General features: G+C 52.8%; 17 protein-coding genes. 11 read left to right on the forward strand and 6 right to left on the reverse strand.

Features of this window, described 5'->3' with window-relative positions; all coding sequences use genetic code 11:
• Positions 1 to 93: 93 nt before the first annotated feature.
• The 6 genes from TH63_RS00165 to TH63_RS00190 form a co-directional block, all read right to left on the reverse strand.
• Positions 94 to 765: a hypothetical protein gene (locus TH63_RS00165; protein ID WP_048919141.1), complete on the reverse strand. Its 672-nt coding sequence runs from the start codon at positions 763 to 765 to the stop codon at positions 94 to 96.
• Positions 762 to 2,015 (reverse strand): hypothetical protein, encoded by a 1,254-nt coding sequence (locus TH63_RS00170; RefSeq protein WP_048919142.1) that lies wholly within the window; start codon positions 2,013 to 2,015, stop codon positions 762 to 764. Before TH63_RS00170 ends, TH63_RS00165 begins: the two co-directional genes overlap by 4 nt.
• On the reverse strand, positions 2,005 to 4,434 hold the full coding sequence (locus tag TH63_RS00175) for a DUF2339 domain-containing protein (protein WP_053093710.1): 2,430 nt from the start codon (positions 4,432 to 4,434) through the stop codon (positions 2,005 to 2,007). The genes TH63_RS00170 and TH63_RS00175 overlap by 11 nt, the downstream gene beginning before the upstream one ends.
• 230 nt (positions 4,435 to 4,664) lie before the next feature.
• Positions 4,665 to 5,276, reverse strand: a complete 612-nt coding sequence (locus TH63_RS00180) for a superoxide dismutase (protein ID WP_048919143.1) — start codon at positions 5,274 to 5,276, stop codon at positions 4,665 to 4,667.
• A 68-nt stretch (positions 5,277 to 5,344) separates the two neighbouring features.
• On the reverse strand, positions 5,345 to 5,791 hold the full coding sequence (locus TH63_RS00185) for a nucleoside deaminase (RefSeq protein ID WP_231583517.1): 447 nt from the start codon (positions 5,789 to 5,791) through the stop codon (positions 5,345 to 5,347).
• 117 nt (positions 5,792 to 5,908) lie between these two features.
• Positions 5,909 to 6,460, reverse strand: a complete 552-nt coding sequence (locus TH63_RS00190; protein WP_076606558.1) for a hypothetical protein — start codon at positions 6,458 to 6,460, stop codon at positions 5,909 to 5,911.
• A 447-nt stretch (positions 6,461 to 6,907) separates the two neighbouring features.
• On the opposite strand from TH63_RS00190, the gene TH63_RS00195 reads away from it, so the two are divergent.
• The 11 genes from TH63_RS00195 to nuoK all read left to right on the forward strand — a co-directional run bounded on the left by TH63_RS00195 (position 6,908) and on the right by nuoK (position 15,804).
• Positions 6,908 to 7,291: an NADH-quinone oxidoreductase subunit A gene (locus TH63_RS00195; RefSeq protein ID WP_048919146.1), complete on the forward strand. Its 384-nt coding sequence runs from the start codon at positions 6,908 to 6,910 to the stop codon at positions 7,289 to 7,291.
• A 104-nt stretch (positions 7,292 to 7,395) separates the two neighbouring features.
• Entirely contained in the window at positions 7,396 to 7,950 is a 555-nt protein-coding gene (locus TH63_RS00200; RefSeq protein WP_048919147.1) for an NADH-quinone oxidoreductase subunit B, read from the forward strand.
• Between the two features lie 3 nt (positions 7,951 to 7,953).
• On the forward strand, positions 7,954 to 8,460 hold the full coding sequence (locus tag TH63_RS00205; protein ID WP_048919148.1) for an NADH-quinone oxidoreductase subunit C: 507 nt from the start codon (positions 7,954 to 7,956) through the stop codon (positions 8,458 to 8,460).
• A gap of 72 nt (positions 8,461 to 8,532) precedes the next feature.
• Positions 8,533 to 9,747: an NADH dehydrogenase (quinone) subunit D gene (gene nuoD / locus TH63_RS00210; protein WP_048919149.1), complete on the forward strand. Its 1,215-nt coding sequence runs from the start codon at positions 8,533 to 8,535 to the stop codon at positions 9,745 to 9,747.
• Between the two features lie 70 nt (positions 9,748 to 9,817).
• A complete protein-coding gene (locus TH63_RS00215) occupies positions 9,818 to 10,357 on the forward strand; it encodes an NADH-quinone oxidoreductase subunit NuoE family protein (RefSeq protein WP_076606374.1) in 540 nt (179 codons plus the stop codon).
• A complete protein-coding gene (gene nuoF, locus TH63_RS00220; RefSeq protein WP_048919150.1) occupies positions 10,339 to 11,682 on the forward strand; it encodes an NADH-quinone oxidoreductase subunit NuoF in 1,344 nt (447 codons plus the stop codon). The genes TH63_RS00215 and nuoF overlap by 19 nt, the downstream gene beginning before the upstream one ends.
• 334 nt (positions 11,683 to 12,016) lie before the next feature.
• Entirely contained in the window at positions 12,017 to 13,021 is a 1,005-nt protein-coding gene (locus TH63_RS00225) for a 2Fe-2S iron-sulfur cluster-binding protein (protein WP_048919151.1), read from the forward strand.
• Positions 13,021 to 14,100 (forward strand): NADH-quinone oxidoreductase subunit NuoH, encoded by a 1,080-nt coding sequence (gene nuoH / locus TH63_RS00230; RefSeq protein WP_048919152.1) that lies wholly within the window; start codon positions 13,021 to 13,023, stop codon positions 14,098 to 14,100. The genes TH63_RS00225 and nuoH overlap by 1 nt, the downstream gene beginning before the upstream one ends.
• Before the next feature lie 117 nt (positions 14,101 to 14,217).
• Positions 14,218 to 14,679 (forward strand): NuoI/complex I 23 kDa subunit family protein, encoded by a 462-nt coding sequence (locus TH63_RS00235; protein ID WP_048919153.1) that lies wholly within the window; start codon positions 14,218 to 14,220, stop codon positions 14,677 to 14,679.
• A 33-nt stretch (positions 14,680 to 14,712) separates the two neighbouring features.
• Entirely contained in the window at positions 14,713 to 15,228 is a 516-nt protein-coding gene (locus tag TH63_RS00240; RefSeq protein WP_048919154.1) for an NADH-quinone oxidoreductase subunit J family protein, read from the forward strand.
• A 246-nt stretch (positions 15,229 to 15,474) separates the two neighbouring features.
• Positions 15,475 to 15,804 carry an NADH-quinone oxidoreductase subunit NuoK gene (gene nuoK / locus TH63_RS00245; protein ID WP_048919155.1) on the forward strand — a complete coding sequence of 110 codons (330 nt, stop codon included), beginning with the start codon at positions 15,475 to 15,477 and terminating at the stop codon, positions 15,802 to 15,804.
• Positions 15,805 to 15,806: the final 2 nt, after the last annotated feature.

Below are 15,806 nucleotides of genomic sequence, written 5' to 3' on the forward strand. Positions count from 1 at the left end.
TGTTTGATGGAGTAAGCTACTGAAAAAACAGAAGCAATGGGAGCGGGACTGGCTGTTTTTGAGGCGTTTTTAGAAAAACAGGCTCAAAACGCTTTAAAAAGTATGCACTACTTCTGCAGAGGAAAATAAGATACCTGTTTTAAAATCTCTGATAGGAAAGGAGAATCTGATAAAGTGGCCTTCTTCTATTGGAATAGGCTCAGGAAAGGGAGTAAGAAAAATGGTAGTACCCGATTGCATGGGTGCCCTTGCTACAACGGTACCTTTCTTATCATACACCTCAACATCGAAAAATCCGCCGGCACGGTAACGCTTAGGAAGTGGTTTACCTGTGCTTTTGTCAAATAAGCCAAAACGTAGTCTTTGGTGTTTGGCGTACTCATTTTTCAAAAGCCGTACTTCCACCAGTGGCGTAACTATGGCCTCAAATGTGCTGGTTTCAGTCTTGAAGCTCTTTTGTCCCTGAGTGCAAACTTCAGCCTGAACTATCACCGGACCTGCTGCATCTGGTATGAGATAGTAGGTATAGGAATCCTCGGGGTTTAAAAGCAGAGAATCAATTTTGCCATTTTGTATTAAGAGACTCCCTGCCGCAATTCTCTTGCCTAACTGGAAGTTAATTTCATTTTGCTGGTCCACTGCCAAATACCTTCTAGGCCCCTTCAACGGATAGCCATCGTCTTCTTGGATGATGATAAATGGCTCTTGTGCAAAGGCATAGCATGAAAAGAAAAGAGTGAAAGCGAGCAAAGTTTTCTTTCTCATCCCTGCTTCTTCTTCTCCATATCCCGTAGCAACTTTACCGTCATATACCCCAACCCCAACGCCAGCAGCGCAATGGCTGCCCAAATCAGCAGCTTAGACCCGCGCGACCCCGGGGCTTTTTTAAGTTTGAGGGCCTTTGCCTGCTCTGGAATCAAGAGCGGGAGAGTTTGCGGGATGCTGTCCTGGAAGTAAGCCAGGTCAAAGTTGGGGGCCGAGAGTTTTTCATCGCCGTACCGTAGGGTGTAGGTTTGCCCGGAGTCTAAAGAGGCCACCAGGTAGCGGTTAAGCTGCAGCACCTGCACTGAGTCAATGGTCAGGCCCGGACTGTCTCCGTTTTCAATCTGCAGCTCCAGTTCTTCTACCCGCTGGCGCGGAAAATCTACCAAAGCCGGGGCGTTGGAACTAAGCAACAACGGCACCGAGATTTCCTGCAGGCGCGAGCGGCGGCGTCTTGGTTTGCCCCGGCGGTTATACACCCGTTTTTTGCCCAGCACTACCTTTCCGGGCCTATGGTAGAAATCAGGCCCTGAAATGTGCACCGCAACCTGGTCTGGGTACACCGGCTGCCCGAACGTCAGGCGCAGGTAGGTAATATGGGTGCCAGCGCTGTCTTTGCGGGAGAAAGACAAGACCGGGATGCGGGTATACTTTCCGGCTTCTGAATAGGTGTCATAGTAGCCGGCTTTCAGGATGTTGAGCGGGGCGCTGGTTGAGTCATTCAGCTGCAGCCTGAAATACCGGTACTTGCTCAGCGGGAAGTCCAGCAGTTTCACCTCGGCGGTGCGCTGGGTGTTCTGGATGGCGTACAACCAATCCCGCTCCTTAAGCACGTACCAGTTCTGCTGGTCATCGCTGCCGCTTAAAGAGACCTGTTTCCTTACTTCGGCGTTGCCGATGAGCAGGCTGATATTGTTGATGGCGCGCTGCTGCGGGTTGTGCACCAGCACCTCAGACATGCCCCCAGGTCGGCGGGTGTAGCGCAGAATCTGGTAGGGCTTGAAGAGGCGCTTGTACTGCACGGGCACCTCGGCACGCAGCAGATAGGGCACGGTTTGGCCGGCTTGGTTGAAGAGCCGGACGTCTTCCAGGCCCGGTTGTAGACGTCCTATGATCTCTGGGGTAAGCAGCAGGCGGTGGTAGCCTTTTTGCGTGGCGGGCAGTATTTGGGCCTGCCAGGAAAAGTCCTGCGCCTCGGCTTGCTGCCAGAGCAGGCAACACCCCACCAAAAGAAACAGCAGCTTACGCTTCATGGGATAAAGAGCTTGAAGGTTTGTCTTGAGGAGGGGTATCTTCCAGGATCATGTTTTTCAGTTTCTGGTACATGAACGAAATCACCAGTAACAGCACGCCCAGGCAGATGAACGCGGCAATCTTCCCGCCCTCAGACATATCCCGCACATCAAAAATAAACAGCTTGAGCAGCGCCACCGAAAACAGGGTGAGCGAGATAATTCTTAGGGTTTTCAGCTTTCGGGCCATGCCCAGGACCATCAAGACAAATGAACATACGCCCCAGAGAATAGGGAAGCCAATTTTGTAGACCTGCCGCTGGGTGTGGTACAGAAGCTCAGAGGAAGGATGGGCCGCCAGCAGCCACAGGTGCTCCAACTCAAAGCTCAGGAGAATCACCGCCGCCGCGCTGGCCAGCCACAGACTAATCTTGCCTAAAAGGCTGGTAAACGTGTCTGTTTTCTGAATACGCCGCAGCACCACGGCCATGACCACTAATAGCGTGAGCAGCGGTAAATAATGACTCAGAAACGCTGCTAATGTTTCTGTCTGGGGAAACAAATAGCCGTTCCGGAGGTGCGTGGTGGCCGGCTGCAGGTTGGTCATGTAGGCCAGCACCGCCACTAAGGAAAGGGCCATGGCGGCCCGCGCATAGATAGGCGGCGCTAACCGGTGCGCTCGCCAGAGCAGCCCCAGCAGGTACAGGAAATGGAAGAAGCCCAGGAAGATAATTTGCGCATCGGGACTCAGGCTGGAGTGCTCCAGTTGGTGTTGCAGCTCCAGCAGGAGTACCAGGTACAGCAAAAACACGAACAGCAGGCCTATGAGGGTGCGGTAGTTTTTCAGGAGACGGCCGGGCAGCGCGCCCGGTTTCTCCTTCCGCAGCAGCCACCAGGTACCTGCCACCGACGCCACCGACACGATGCCCGTGATGAAGAGCTTGTTCAGAAGCAGAGGCAGGCCTTCGCGGGAGAGGGTGTATTCCATCCAGTCCATCATCAGGCTCACCAGCATAAGGCCCAGCACCAGCATAGAGGCGTATTTGATGAGCGTAATGCCCGACCGCTGCGAAAGCCACAGCAACAGCACCGCCTCCAGCGCCCAGAACAGCGTAATGTAATTTCCCTCCAACTGAATAGGCGCCGAAAGACTCAGGAACGTAAGCACCAGCCCAATGAGCAGGTACACCAAGTTGCGGTCAACGCGGTTGCTGCGGTACAAGGCAAAGGCAAACGCAAAATTGAAAACACCCAGCAGAATGGTGAACAGCCCTTTGTAGTCGCCCCCGGCGAGGTGGTACATCACGTACATGCCCGCCGCGTAGTACAAGAACGTATTGCTCAGCAGGATCATGATCTCCGGGGCGGTAAACCGGCGGCGCTCCTTCACATTGTAGATAATGTTCATCAGAAAGAACACCAGGTAGAACAGGGTGGCGAACACCAATGCGCCTACAAACGGGGCCGTGGGCGTGTCTACCACCCGGGTGCCAAACCAGCTGCCGTACAGGATAATGGTGAACACATAGGCAATGACGTTGAGCAGGTTCCATTTCTTGAAGTACGCCAGCACCAGAATGCCCACGTTCAGCAGCAGAATGAACACAAACAGCACCACGTAATTCCCCTCGCCGGTACTCACCATGAACGGACTGCCGAAGCCGCCAATCAAGGCCAGCACCGCCAGCTCCATGCGGTCATAGGCAATAGCCAGGAAAATGGTAAAGGCCGTAATGCCCACCATCAAGAGAAACGCCACCGTCTGACTGAAAATCTGGTACTCATGAAAAGCAATGGCGATGGTAAAATACAGCACCGCCATGCCGCCGCCAATCAACACCGAACTGAAAGCCTTATATTCCCTGCGTAACCTATGCGCCACGGCCAGCAGTGCCCCGCCCGCCAGCAACCCAATGGCCACGCGGCCTATCTCGTTGATCCAGTCCTGGTCAATGGCGTACTTCACGAAGAACCCAATGCCCAGCACCAGAATGGCAATGCCCAGCTTATTGATCAGGTTTTCGCCAATGAATTTCTCCCAGTCCAGGGTGCGGGAGAAGAAAGAAGGTTTGGCAGGTTCTTGCTCCAATTCCTCAAAAACCGAAGGCTTTTCTGCGGCCTTGAAAGCCGCCATGGCGGGAATTTCCGGCACCGGCTCTGGTTTCGGAGGGGCCGCGGTAACTGGCGGCGAAGGGACAATCAAAGGCTGCGCAGGAGCCGGGACTGCCGGGGCTTCAGGCGTAATAAGTGGAGCAGGGGAGACACTTCGGGCGGGGCCCGATTCTCCTTCTCTAGAGGGGCGTTGCATCTGTTCCCGTAGCCGGGCCAGTTCTTCCTGCAGGAGGTGCAGGTCCTGGCGATGCAGCCTTACGTCGGTGCTTATCCGGTTGCCAAACCAGATGACCAGTACCACCAGCACCAAAAGCAGAAGCAACTCCATAAAGACCTGTGAATAGTGAAGGCACTATATTACAATTTTATCCGCTAAAATCCTGTAGCCACCCCAGGGATAGCCGGTTTCCGGTCAAGGCGCTTTAAGCCCGTTTTCAGGAAAACAGGCTTAAAGCGCAATGCACAAATCAAGGCCTGGCGTGGGGGAGGGTAAAGTCATTGCACAAAAAAAGCCCCACCTTTTCAGGTGAGGCATTAGAATATATTAGCAACTATTGCTTAGCCGTTGGCCTGGGCGTAGCGGCGATTTACTTCATCCCAGTTGATCAGGTTGAAGAAAGAGGCGATATATTCTGGACGACGGTTCTGGTATTTCAGGTAGTACGCGTGCTCCCACACGTCAATGCCTAAGATAGGAACGCCGCCGCAAGAGTCAACGCCTTCCATTAACGGGTTGTCCTGGTTGGCGGTAGAGCAGATCTGTACAGAACCGCCTTCTACGGCACACAGCCAGGCCCAGCCAGACCCAAAGCGGGTGGTGGCAGATTTGGTCAGTTCCTCTTTGAATGCGTCATAAGACCCGAAGGCTTTGTCAATGGCCTCGGCCACTGGACCGGTAGCCGGACCGCCGCCGTTAGGGCTCAGAATGGTCCAGAACAGGTTGTGGTTATAGTACCCGCCGCCGTTGTTTCTGATGGCCGGGGTCTTGGCTGCGTCACGCAGGATCTCCTCAATAGACTGGTTTTCTTTCTCCGTGCCCTGGATAGCATTGTTCAGGTTAGTGGTATAGGCCTGGTGGTGCTTGGTATGGTGGATCTCCATGGTCTGACGGTCAATGTGCGGCTCAAGCGCATCATACGCATACGGAAGTTGCGGAAGTTCAAATGCCATAGTTTTTTGTGTTATAGGTTAGAAAATATAAGGTTCTGTCTTTACATACGGAACAGGCCAAAGATAAACTAAATTCTTTTGGCTCTAAAAAAGTCACTCATCAATTGCGCGCACTCGTGGGCCAGTATGCCGGTGACCAGTTCGGTCTTGGGGTGGAGCAGGTTCACGCCGGTTCGGCGGTAGCCGCGTTTCTCATCATTGGTGGCGTAGACAATGCGCTTAAGCTGGCTCCAGTAGCTGGCGCCGGCGCACATCACGCAGGGTTCCACGGTCACGTACAGGGTGCAGTCATGCAGGTATTTGTTGCCCAGGTGGTTGGCGGCGGCGGTAAATGCCAGCATTTCGGCGTGGGCGGTCACGTCGTTCAGTTTCTCGGTTTGGTTGTAGGCGCGGGCAATAATCTTGTTCTGGCAGACCACCACGGCGCCAATAGGAATCTCGCCCTCTTCCTGGGCGTAGAGCGCTTGCTTGTAGGCCTCGCGCATGAAGTGTTCATCTGAATGGATGCTAAGCACTGGGTTGGGGTTTATAAAATGAAAACGGGTGGCTCTTTTCTACTGCCACCCGTTCTGCAATGTTACAAAATGCGTTTTGGGGCTGTTTTACGGAAAACGGCCCCAAAACAGGAATCCTTACTTGACGTGGGCGCTGGCCATTACCTGTTGGGCGGTTTCCTGCCACTCTTTCTGCAGTTGCACCGGGGCGTTAAAGCTGAAGATGAGCATCTCGTCCTTCAGAAAGGTGTACTGGATGTAGGTGTACTTGCGCACCGGCGCCATGTTGCGGCTCTTGCGCTCATCGCGCACGGTAGAGACAAACTCATAGACCAGGAAATCTCGGCCGTTTATGGTCTTTTTCTCCTGGCGCAGGAACTGCACCTCCGTAAACATGCGCTGGATAGACGCCTTGTAGAAAGGGAGCAGGATGGTGATGTCATTGGTAGGGAAGGTGCTGGGGCGCTGGTTCACGCTGATGTCTACCTGTCCGTCTGGGCTGGTGTACACGGCCAGGGGCTTGCGGGCCGCCGGGTACTCGCGGGCAATACCGTCATCGGGCATCACGTCAAAGGTCTGAGGTATGGACAGGGTCACGTTTCTGGCTACCGTCACTTTCTTCAGTTTTGGGGCAAAGGCCAAGAGAAGTAGTAAAGGCAGGAAGAAGGCAAATAAGTGTTTTCTGGTCATGGACATAAGTTGAATGATAGGCTCCCAGACCCAAAGCAAATACTGGGCCGTTATGGGGCAGAGGGCAAAGGTAGGGAGAAGCGCCCCAGCACCCAAACCCCCCGGGAACAGAAAAAGCCCGGCTAAGATAACCGGGCTTTTTCAATTAGAAGAAAACTTACTATAAAGTAAGCAGGGCAGGTGCCAGATGGAGGGACATCTGTTGGCGCCTTGAACGCTTACTTTAGTACTTATTTCAATAAGTGTTTAAATTTTAGAATTTATTACGACTAACGCTATTTATTTTTGATTTTTTTAAATCGAATCGGTTTCATAGTGCCTGATTTGCAAAATAAGCAGAACAATCGTTCGTTTGAAATGTTAAAGGCCCACAAGCCAATACCATTCTTCTTTTTAGTTTGAATCTTAGGTTTAAGTGCCTAATTTTGTGCAAAATTTGTTTAATCTATGGAAACTACTGTTCCTACACAATATCTTCCCGGCGATTACCTCCCCATCGTGATCCAATTTCTGGCGGCGCTGGGTTTTGTGGTCTTCGCCATGGTGGTGACCCACAACATTGGCCCCAAGCGCCACAGCAAGGTGAAAGACGCCTCCTGGGAATGTGGTATTGAGAGCAAAGGCGATGCCCGGGCTCCTATCTCCATCAAATACTTTCTTATTGCCATTCTGTTTGTACTTTTTGACGTGGAGGTAATCTTCCTTTACCCCTGGGCCGTGAACTTCAGGGCGCTGGGTATAGACGGCTTTGTCTGGATGCTCCTGTTCATGGGACTGCTCCTGACCGGGTTCTACTACGTAATCAAGAAGGGCGTTCTTAAGTGGGAGTAGAAATGGATTTCTCCGCGATGCGCAGCAAACTTTTATAAGCTATAAGGTGTTTAGAAAGAAGGCGATTCTAGCCTGTTTTTCTGAAAACTAAGCGAAACTAACTCATGAGCGATAACAAAAGCGATATTATAATGGCTGAAACGCCGGAGGGCGTTGAAGGATCTGGTTTCTTTGCTACTTCTTTTGAGAAAGTGGTGGGCCTGGCCCGGAAGCACTCTTTGTGGCCTTTGCCGTTTGCCACGTCCTGCTGCGGTATTGAGTACATGGCCACCATGGGCTCGCACTATGATATTTCCCGTTTCGGGTCTGAGCGTCCCAGCTTCTCGCCGCGCCAGGCAGACCTTTTAATGGTGATGGGTACCATTGCCAAGAAAATGGGCCCCGTGGTGAAACAGGTGTATGAGCAGATGGCTGAGCCCCGGTGGGTGATCGCCGTAGGCGCCTGCGCTACCAGCGGTGGTATCTTTGACTCTTACAGCGTGCTGCAGGGCATTGACCGTATCATTCCGGTAGACGTGTACGTGCCGGGTTGCCCGCCGCGCCCTGAGCAGATCCTGGACGGCTTAATGCGTATCCAGGACCTGGCCGAGAATGAGTCACTGCGCCGCCGTAACTCCCCAGAATATCAAGCATTACTGGCTTCTTACAACATTAAATAAGGCATGGCCGATCTAACCAACGAACTCCTGGTACAGTCGCTTCAAGAGAAGTTTGGCGACCAGGTGTTTGATATCCAGGAGCCTTACGGGCTGGTGACCGTTACCACTACCCGTGAGCATATCATCCCTATGCTACAGGCCCTGTATGATGATGAGTTCCTGAAGTTCCAGTTCCTGACCACCATGTGCGGGATCCATTATCCAGACAACAAAGGCAAGGAACTGGGCGTGGTGTACCTGGTGCACAGTTTTACGCACAACGTGCGGCTGCGCATCAAGATCTTCTTCTCTGAAGATGACGCCGTGGTGCCCACTGCCACTAACCTGTACCAGACCGCCAACTGGATGGAGCGCGAGACCTGGGATTTCTACGGTATCCGTTTTGAGGGCCACCCTAACCTTAACCGCATTCTTAATGTGGACGAGATGGAGGCGTTCCCTATGCGCAAGGAGTTCCCGCTGGAAGACCAGACCCGCGAAGACAAAATCAATACCTTCTTCGGAAGATAAAATAAGGACAGCGCCCGGCTTTGTTTTCACAGACAAGGCCGTTGGCGTTTCTGCTTACTACTAAGTGCCAACATGGATTTAGTCAAACAGACCACCGAAATAAATACCACCGATACCTACGTGCAGGAGTTAACCACCCTGAACTTAGGTCCTACGCACCCCGCCACCCACGGCATCTTCCAGAACATTCTGCAGATGAACGGTGAGCGGATCGTGTCTGGGGTGCCCACCATCGGGTATATTCACCGCGCCTTTGAGAAGATAGCAGAGCGCCGGCCATTCTACCAGATTACCCCGCTTACAGACCGCATGAACTACTGCTCCTCGCCCATCAACAACATGGGCTGGTGGATGACGGTGGAGAAGCTGCTGGGGGTGACCGTTCCCAAACGTGCTGAGTACATCCGCGTGATTGTGATGGAACTGGCCCGTATTGCCGACCACCTGGTGTGTAACTCCATTCTGGGTGTGGACACAGGGGCTTTCTCGGGCTTCCTGTACGTGTTCCAGGAGCGTGAGAAGATCTATGAGATATATGAGGAGATCTGCGGTGCCCGCCTCACTACCAACATGGGTAGAATTGGGGGCATGGAGCGTGACCTTTCTCCGTTGGCTATTGAAAAAATCAAGAAATTCCTGAAGGAGTTCCCGGCCGTAATGACCGAGTTTGAGACCATGTTCAACCGCAACCGCATTTTTGTGGACCGCGTGGAAGGCGTGGGCCCCATCACGGCAGAGCGCGCCTTGAACTACGGCTTCACGGGTCCTAACCTGAGAGCCGCCGGCGTTGACTATGACGTACGCGTCATGAACCCATACTCTTCTTATCAGGACTTTGAGTTTGATATTCCGGTAGGTACCAAAGGCGATACCTATGACCGCTTCATGGTGAGAAACGAGGAGATCTGGCAAAGCTTACGCATCATTCAGCAGGCCATTGACAACCTGCCCGAAGGACCGTACCACGCTGATGCCCCTGAGTTCTTCCTGCCGCCTAAGCAGGAGGTATACCGCAACATGGAAGCCTTGATCTACCATTTCAAGATTGTGATGGGCGAGATTGACGCGCCGGTAGGCGAGGTGTACCACTCCGTGGAAGGCGGAAACGGCGAGCTTGGTTTCTACCTGGTGTCTGACGGCGGCCGCACGCCGTACCGTCTGCACTTCAGAAGACCTTGCTTTATCTATTACCAGGCATACCCAGAAATGGTGGTGGGCACGCAGTTGTCAGATGCGATTGTGATTCTGTCCAGCATGAACGTGATTGCCGGCGAGCTGGACGCCTAGCCGGTCCTGAATACGAAACAGATTTTTCCCAAGCCTGCCGCAGGGCAGCTTTATACCGACCATTGACCAAATGGATCAAACCGTAAATAAGAAAGAAGTACAGTTCTCGGAGGCGGCCATGGCCGAGATCCGGCGCTACCTTTCCCACTATCCCGCAGACCGCCAGAAATCGGCGATCCTGCCTATCCTGCACATCGCGCAAGCGGAGTTTGGCGGGTGGGTAAGCCCCGAGGTAATGGACAAAGTGGCTGAAATCCTGAACATACAGCCCATTGAGGTGTATGAGGTAGCCACCTTCTATACCATGTTCAACCTGAAGCCGGTAGGCCACCACGTGCTGGAAGTTTGCCGTACGGGCCCGTGCATGCTGCGCGGTTCAGACCAACTTATTGAGCACCTGGAACACCGTCTGGGCTGCAAAGTAGGAGAGACCAGCGCAGATGGCCACTTCACCCTGAAGACCGTGGAATGCCTGGCCTCGTGCGGCACCGGCCCTATGCTGCAGGTACGTGAACAATTCTACGAGAACCTGGATGCCACCAGCGCTGACCAGATGCTGGAAGACCTGAAAGCCTCAACCGTAAGGAAACCATGGGAAGAAAATTATTAACTGAACATATTAACGTTGAAGGCATCCAAACCTTTGACGTGTACCGCAAGCACGGCGGCTACGCCTCGGTAGAGAAGGCCTTAAAAACCATGACCCCAGAGGCCATTGTGGAAGAGGTGAAAGCTTCTGGCCTGAGGGGACGTGGCGGCGCCGGTTTCCCTACCGGTATGAAGTGGAGCTTTCTGGCCAAACCAGAAGGCAAGCCGCGTTATTTGGTTTGCAACGCAGATGAGTCTGAGCCCGGTACCTTCAAAGACCGGTACCTCATGGAGAAACTGCCGCACCTTTTGATTGAAGGCATGATCACGTCTTCTTTCGCGCTAGGCTGCCGCACCTCTTATATCTACATCCGGGGTGAGTTAATGTATGTGCTGCGCATTCTGGAGAAAGCTATCGCGGAGGCCTATGCCAACGGTTTTTTAGGTGAGAATATCCTGGGTAGCGGTTACTCCCTTGACCTGCACGTGCACCCGGGTGGGGGCGCGTACATCTGCGGTGAGGAAACGGCTTTGCTGGAATCTCTGGAAGGCAAGCGCGGAAACCCGCGTAACAAGCCACCTTTCCCGGCGGTGTGGGGGCTTTATGGCTGCCCAACCGTGGTGAACAACGTGGAGTCCATTGCCACTGTTCCCTGGATTGTGAACAACACCGCCGCCGAATACGCCAAAATTGGGGTAGGACGCAGCACCGGTACCAAACTCATCTCCGCGGGCGGAAACATCAACAAACCCGGCGTGTACGAGATTGAGATGGGAATTACCGTGGAGGAATTCATCTACTCAGACGAATACTGTGGGGGCATCTGGAAAGGCCGCGACATGAAAGCGGTGATTGCCGGAGGTTCTTCGGTTCCCATTCTGCCTAAGGATCTGATCCTGAAGACCGCCAACGGCGAAGACCGTCTCATGACCTATGAGTCTCTCTCTGACGGAGGTTTTGCCACGGGTACCATGCTGGGTTCCGGTGGGTTCTTCGTGATGGATGACCAGGCCTGTATTGTGCGCCACACCTGGACCCTGGCCCGTTTCTACCACCATGAGTCCTGCGGACAGTGCAGCCCGTGCCGTGAAGGAACCGGTTGGATGGAGAAAGTCTTGCACCGCATTGAGCATGGCCACGGCCACATGCATGATATTGACCTGTTAGTGAGCGTTGCCAAGCAGATAGAAGGAAATACCATCTGTCCGTTGGGAGACGCCGCCGCCTGGCCGGTAGCCGCCGCCGTTCGTCACTTCCGTGAGGAGTTTGAGTGGCACGTGAAACATCCTGAAGCTGCTACGGCTCCTGGTGCTGTGTTCACCAAGGCGGAATCGGTTATCGCGTAAACAAAGCGTTTCAGGCCTGTTTTTCAGAAAACAGGCCTGAAACAGATTGACTTGAAACCTCACTCACCTGTCATCCTGAAAGGAACTTGTGGGCGAGCTAGAAAGGCTGAAGAGAAGCGCTACTGCCGTTCGCTACCAAGATCCTTTCAGGATGACAAAAGGGAGAAGGGTTTGCTAAAAGGAAAAGCTTTCAATGGGTTTTCAAGAAGCTAAAAGTACAAGTGCCGTTTTAAGCCTGTTTTTCAGAAAACTGACCTAAACCGGAAATACAATTAACTAGCCATTTGTTGCGCGTCCAGAGCAATGGACAAGCAGCAATCAACAATAATTTGAAATGGTAAAAATAACGTTTGATGGCATAGAGGTGGAGGTAGAGGAAGGAACTACCATCCTCAACGCGGCCCGTAAGATAGGCGGCGAGGTGGTGCCCCCAGCCATGTGCTACTATACTCCCCTGAAAGGAAGCGGCGGAAAGTGCCGGGCCTGTCTGGTGAAGGTGGCGGCCGGTTCTGCCAAAGACCCGCGCCCAATGCCTAAACTGGTGGCCTCTTGCGTGACGCCTGTGCAGGACGGTATGGTGGTAGAGAATACCACCAACCCAGATGTGCTGGCCGCCCGCAAAGGCGTAGTGGAAATGCTGTTGATCAACCACCCCCTGGATTGCCCTATCTGTGACCAGGCTGGCGAGTGTGATCTGCAGAACTTCTCGTATGAGCACGGTACCTCAGCTACCCGCTATGAGGAAGAGCGCCGCACGTTTGAGAAAATTGACATCGGGCCGCTCATTCAGCTGCACATGACGCGCTGCATTCTGTGTTACCGCTGCGTGTACACCGCCGACCAGATCACTGAGAAGCGCGTGCATGGCGTGCTGGGCCGGGGAGACGCTTCTGAGATTGGTACCTACATTGAAAACGTGATTGACAACGAGTTCTCGGGTAACGTGATTGACGTGTGCCCGGTAGGAGCTTTGACGGACAAAACCTTTCGGTTCAAGAACCGCGTGTGGTTCACCAAACCCATGGATGCGCACCGCGACTGCCCTACCTGCTCTGGCAAGGTAGTGCTATGGATGCGCGGCAATGACGTGTTGCGCGTAACGGGCCGCAAAGACAAATACGGCGAGGTGCAGGAGTTCATCTGCAATACCTGCCGCTTTGACAAGAAAGATGTGAACGAGTGGACCATTGAAGGACCACGCCACATTGACCAGGGTTCCGTGATCTCTGCTAACCACTATGAGCTGCCGGTCTTGAACGTGCCGGTGGTACCTAACTTGCCAGGCTCAACCGAAGAAGATATTAAAAGCACTCCTTTTAACTTAGGAAGACACGCATAATGGAGCTATCCCTATTATTGATCAAAGGACTTATCATCCTGGCCGTCTTCGGCATTACCTTATTGATTGCCACTTACTCTACGTACGCTGAGCGCAAGGTGGCTGCCTTTATTCAGGACCGGGTGGGTCCTAACCGCGCGGGTCCGTTCGGGCTGGCGCAGCCGCTGGCAGATGCCGTTAAGCTTTTCTTCAAAGAGGAGTTCGTGCCGGCCAACGCCAACAAGTTCCTGTTCATTGCGGGGCCTTCGCTGGCTATGTTAACGGCCTGTATGTCCAGCGCAGTGATTCCGTTTGGCGGCTCGCTGATCATTAACGGCGAGTACATCCATTTGCAGGCCATTGAGGTGAACATTGGTATTCTGTACATTTTTGGCGTGGTGGCGCTGGGGGTATACGGGATTATGATTGGGGGCTGGGCCTCCAACAACAAGTTCTCTTTGCTAGGTGCTATCAGGGCAGCGTCCCAGAACATCAGCTATGAGCTGGCCATGGGTATGTCTATCATTGCCTTATTGCTGGTAACCGGCACCTTGTCTATGCGTGAGATTTCCGCGCAGCAGGGGCAGGAGCTGTTTGGCATTTCAGGCATGAACTGGAACATTATTTATCAGCCGGTAGGCTTCCTTATTTTCATTGTCTGCGCGTTTGCAGAGACTAACCGCGTACCCTTTGACTTACCCGAGTGCGAGACCGAGCTGATTGGCGGGTACCACACAGAGTACAGTTCCATGGGCATGGGCTTGTACCTGTTTGCCGAATACGTGAACATCTTTGTGGCCTCCGCGGTCATGTCCACCTTATATTTTGGCGGGTACAACTTCCCGTTCCAGAACGAACTGGGGGCTCTGCTTTCCAATGACCCCACGGTAGCGCATAACATCGTGACCATTATGGGAACCGTGGTGTTCTTCATGAAGATCTTCTTCTTCATCTTCTTCTTCATGTGGGTGCGCTGGACCTTGCCGCGTTTCCGCTATGACCAGTTGATGAACCTGGGTTGGAAAATCCTGATTCCGTTAGCTATCCTGAACGTGATCGTGACCGGCGGGGCTATTCTGGCAAAGCAGGAGTGGTTCTAATCACCTTTATGCGTACTCAGGGGGAAGGGTTGTAATCCTTCTTCTGAATGCATCATTTAAAGCTAGACTGAAATGCAATCACTTAGTAATAGAGCGAAAATACTAGAGAAGAAACCCATGAATTTCTCGGAGAGAATGTATCTCCCGGCTATTTTTCAGGGCTTGTCTATCACCATGCGCCACTTCTTTAAGAAGAAGGCCACTATAAGGTACCCAGAGGAAACCCGCCCTATGAGTGCGGTGTGGCGCGGCCTGCATGTGCTTAAGCGTGATGAAAAGGGGAGAGAGCGTTGCACGGCCTGTGGTCTTTGCGCGGTGGCCTGTCCGGCCGAAGCCATTACCATGGTAGCCGGGGAGCGTGTAAGAGGCGAGGAGCATCTGTACCGCGAGGAGAAATATGCCGTGAGCTATGAGATTAACATGCTGCGCTGCATTTTCTGCGGGCTGTGTGAAGAGGCTTGCCCTAAGGCGGCTATCTTCCTGCAGAATGATAAAACGGCTCCGGCCCGCTATGAGCGTGATGAGTTCATCTACGGCAAAGACCGTCTGGTGGAGCCAATGCCCATTCAAAACCTATAATCAGCGGCCACTCGCACCTTATCTATAATCTTTATGACGGGTAATCTTTTTTACTTTCTCGCTTTCCTAACCTTGTTCGCGGCTATTGGGGTGGTTGTCTCCAAGAATCCGGTCTACAGCATTCTGTTCATGATTTTAACGTTTTTCGCGCTCACCGGGCACTACATTCTCTTGAATGCCCAGTTCCTGGCCGCGGTGAACTTTATTGTGTACATGGGGGCCATCATGGTGTTGTTCCTGTTTGTGATCATGTTCCTGAACATGCGCGAAGACACCGAGCAACATAAACCTTTAATGAGCAAGATAGCCGTGTCCATTGCCGGCGGTGTTTTGTTTGTGATCATGATTGCCGCCTTGAAAGACGTAAGCATGATGCCCGTTGACACCGCCAACTTTGACTCTCAGATTGGCATGGTGGAGAACCTGGGGAAAGTGCTTTTCAGAGATTACCTGTTGCCGTTTGAGTTAGCGTCTGTGTTGTTCCTGGCCGCAATGGCGGGGGCCGTGATGCTGGGCAAGCGCGAGCCGGGCGAGCACAACAGATTCTAAGGCTCTTTCTGAGGGCCTGAAAAGGGCAGCGGTCATGTTGTCCTTTTTTCTTGCCGGTTCTGATTAGGATTGCTGTTGCGTTTTAGGGCCGTTTTCCTGAAAACAGGCGCAAACCAGGAACCAGAAGCCCCAGCAAAACACCGCACTTTTGAAGAAGGTGCTTTTAATAAGGATTAACCAAAAAATGGGAATAACTTTGGGCCTGTTGTCAGGCGCTCGCAAGGCTTTTCCTCCAACACTTATAGCATGAATGAGATTCCTGAGGTTATTAGGACCATCCCGCTGAACTTATACCTGTATTTCAGCACCGCTCTTTTTTGTATAGGAATTACTGGCGTCTTGATTCGCCGTAACGCCATCATCATCTTTATGTGCATTGAGCTCATGCTCAACTCCGTGAACCTGCTGCTGACGGCTTTCTCGGCCTACCGCTCAGACCCCAACGGACAGATTTTCGTGTTCTTCATCATGGCCGTGGCCGCCGCTGAGGTAGCAGTAGGGTTGGCGATCATTGTGATGATTTACCGCAACCTGCGCACCACAGACATCAACATCCTGAACAAATTGAAATGGTAGCC

The sequence above is a fragment of the Rufibacter radiotolerans genome (genome assembly GCF_001078055.1).
Classification (GTDB): domain Bacteria; phylum Bacteroidota; class Bacteroidia; order Cytophagales; family Hymenobacteraceae; genus Nibribacter; species Nibribacter radiotolerans.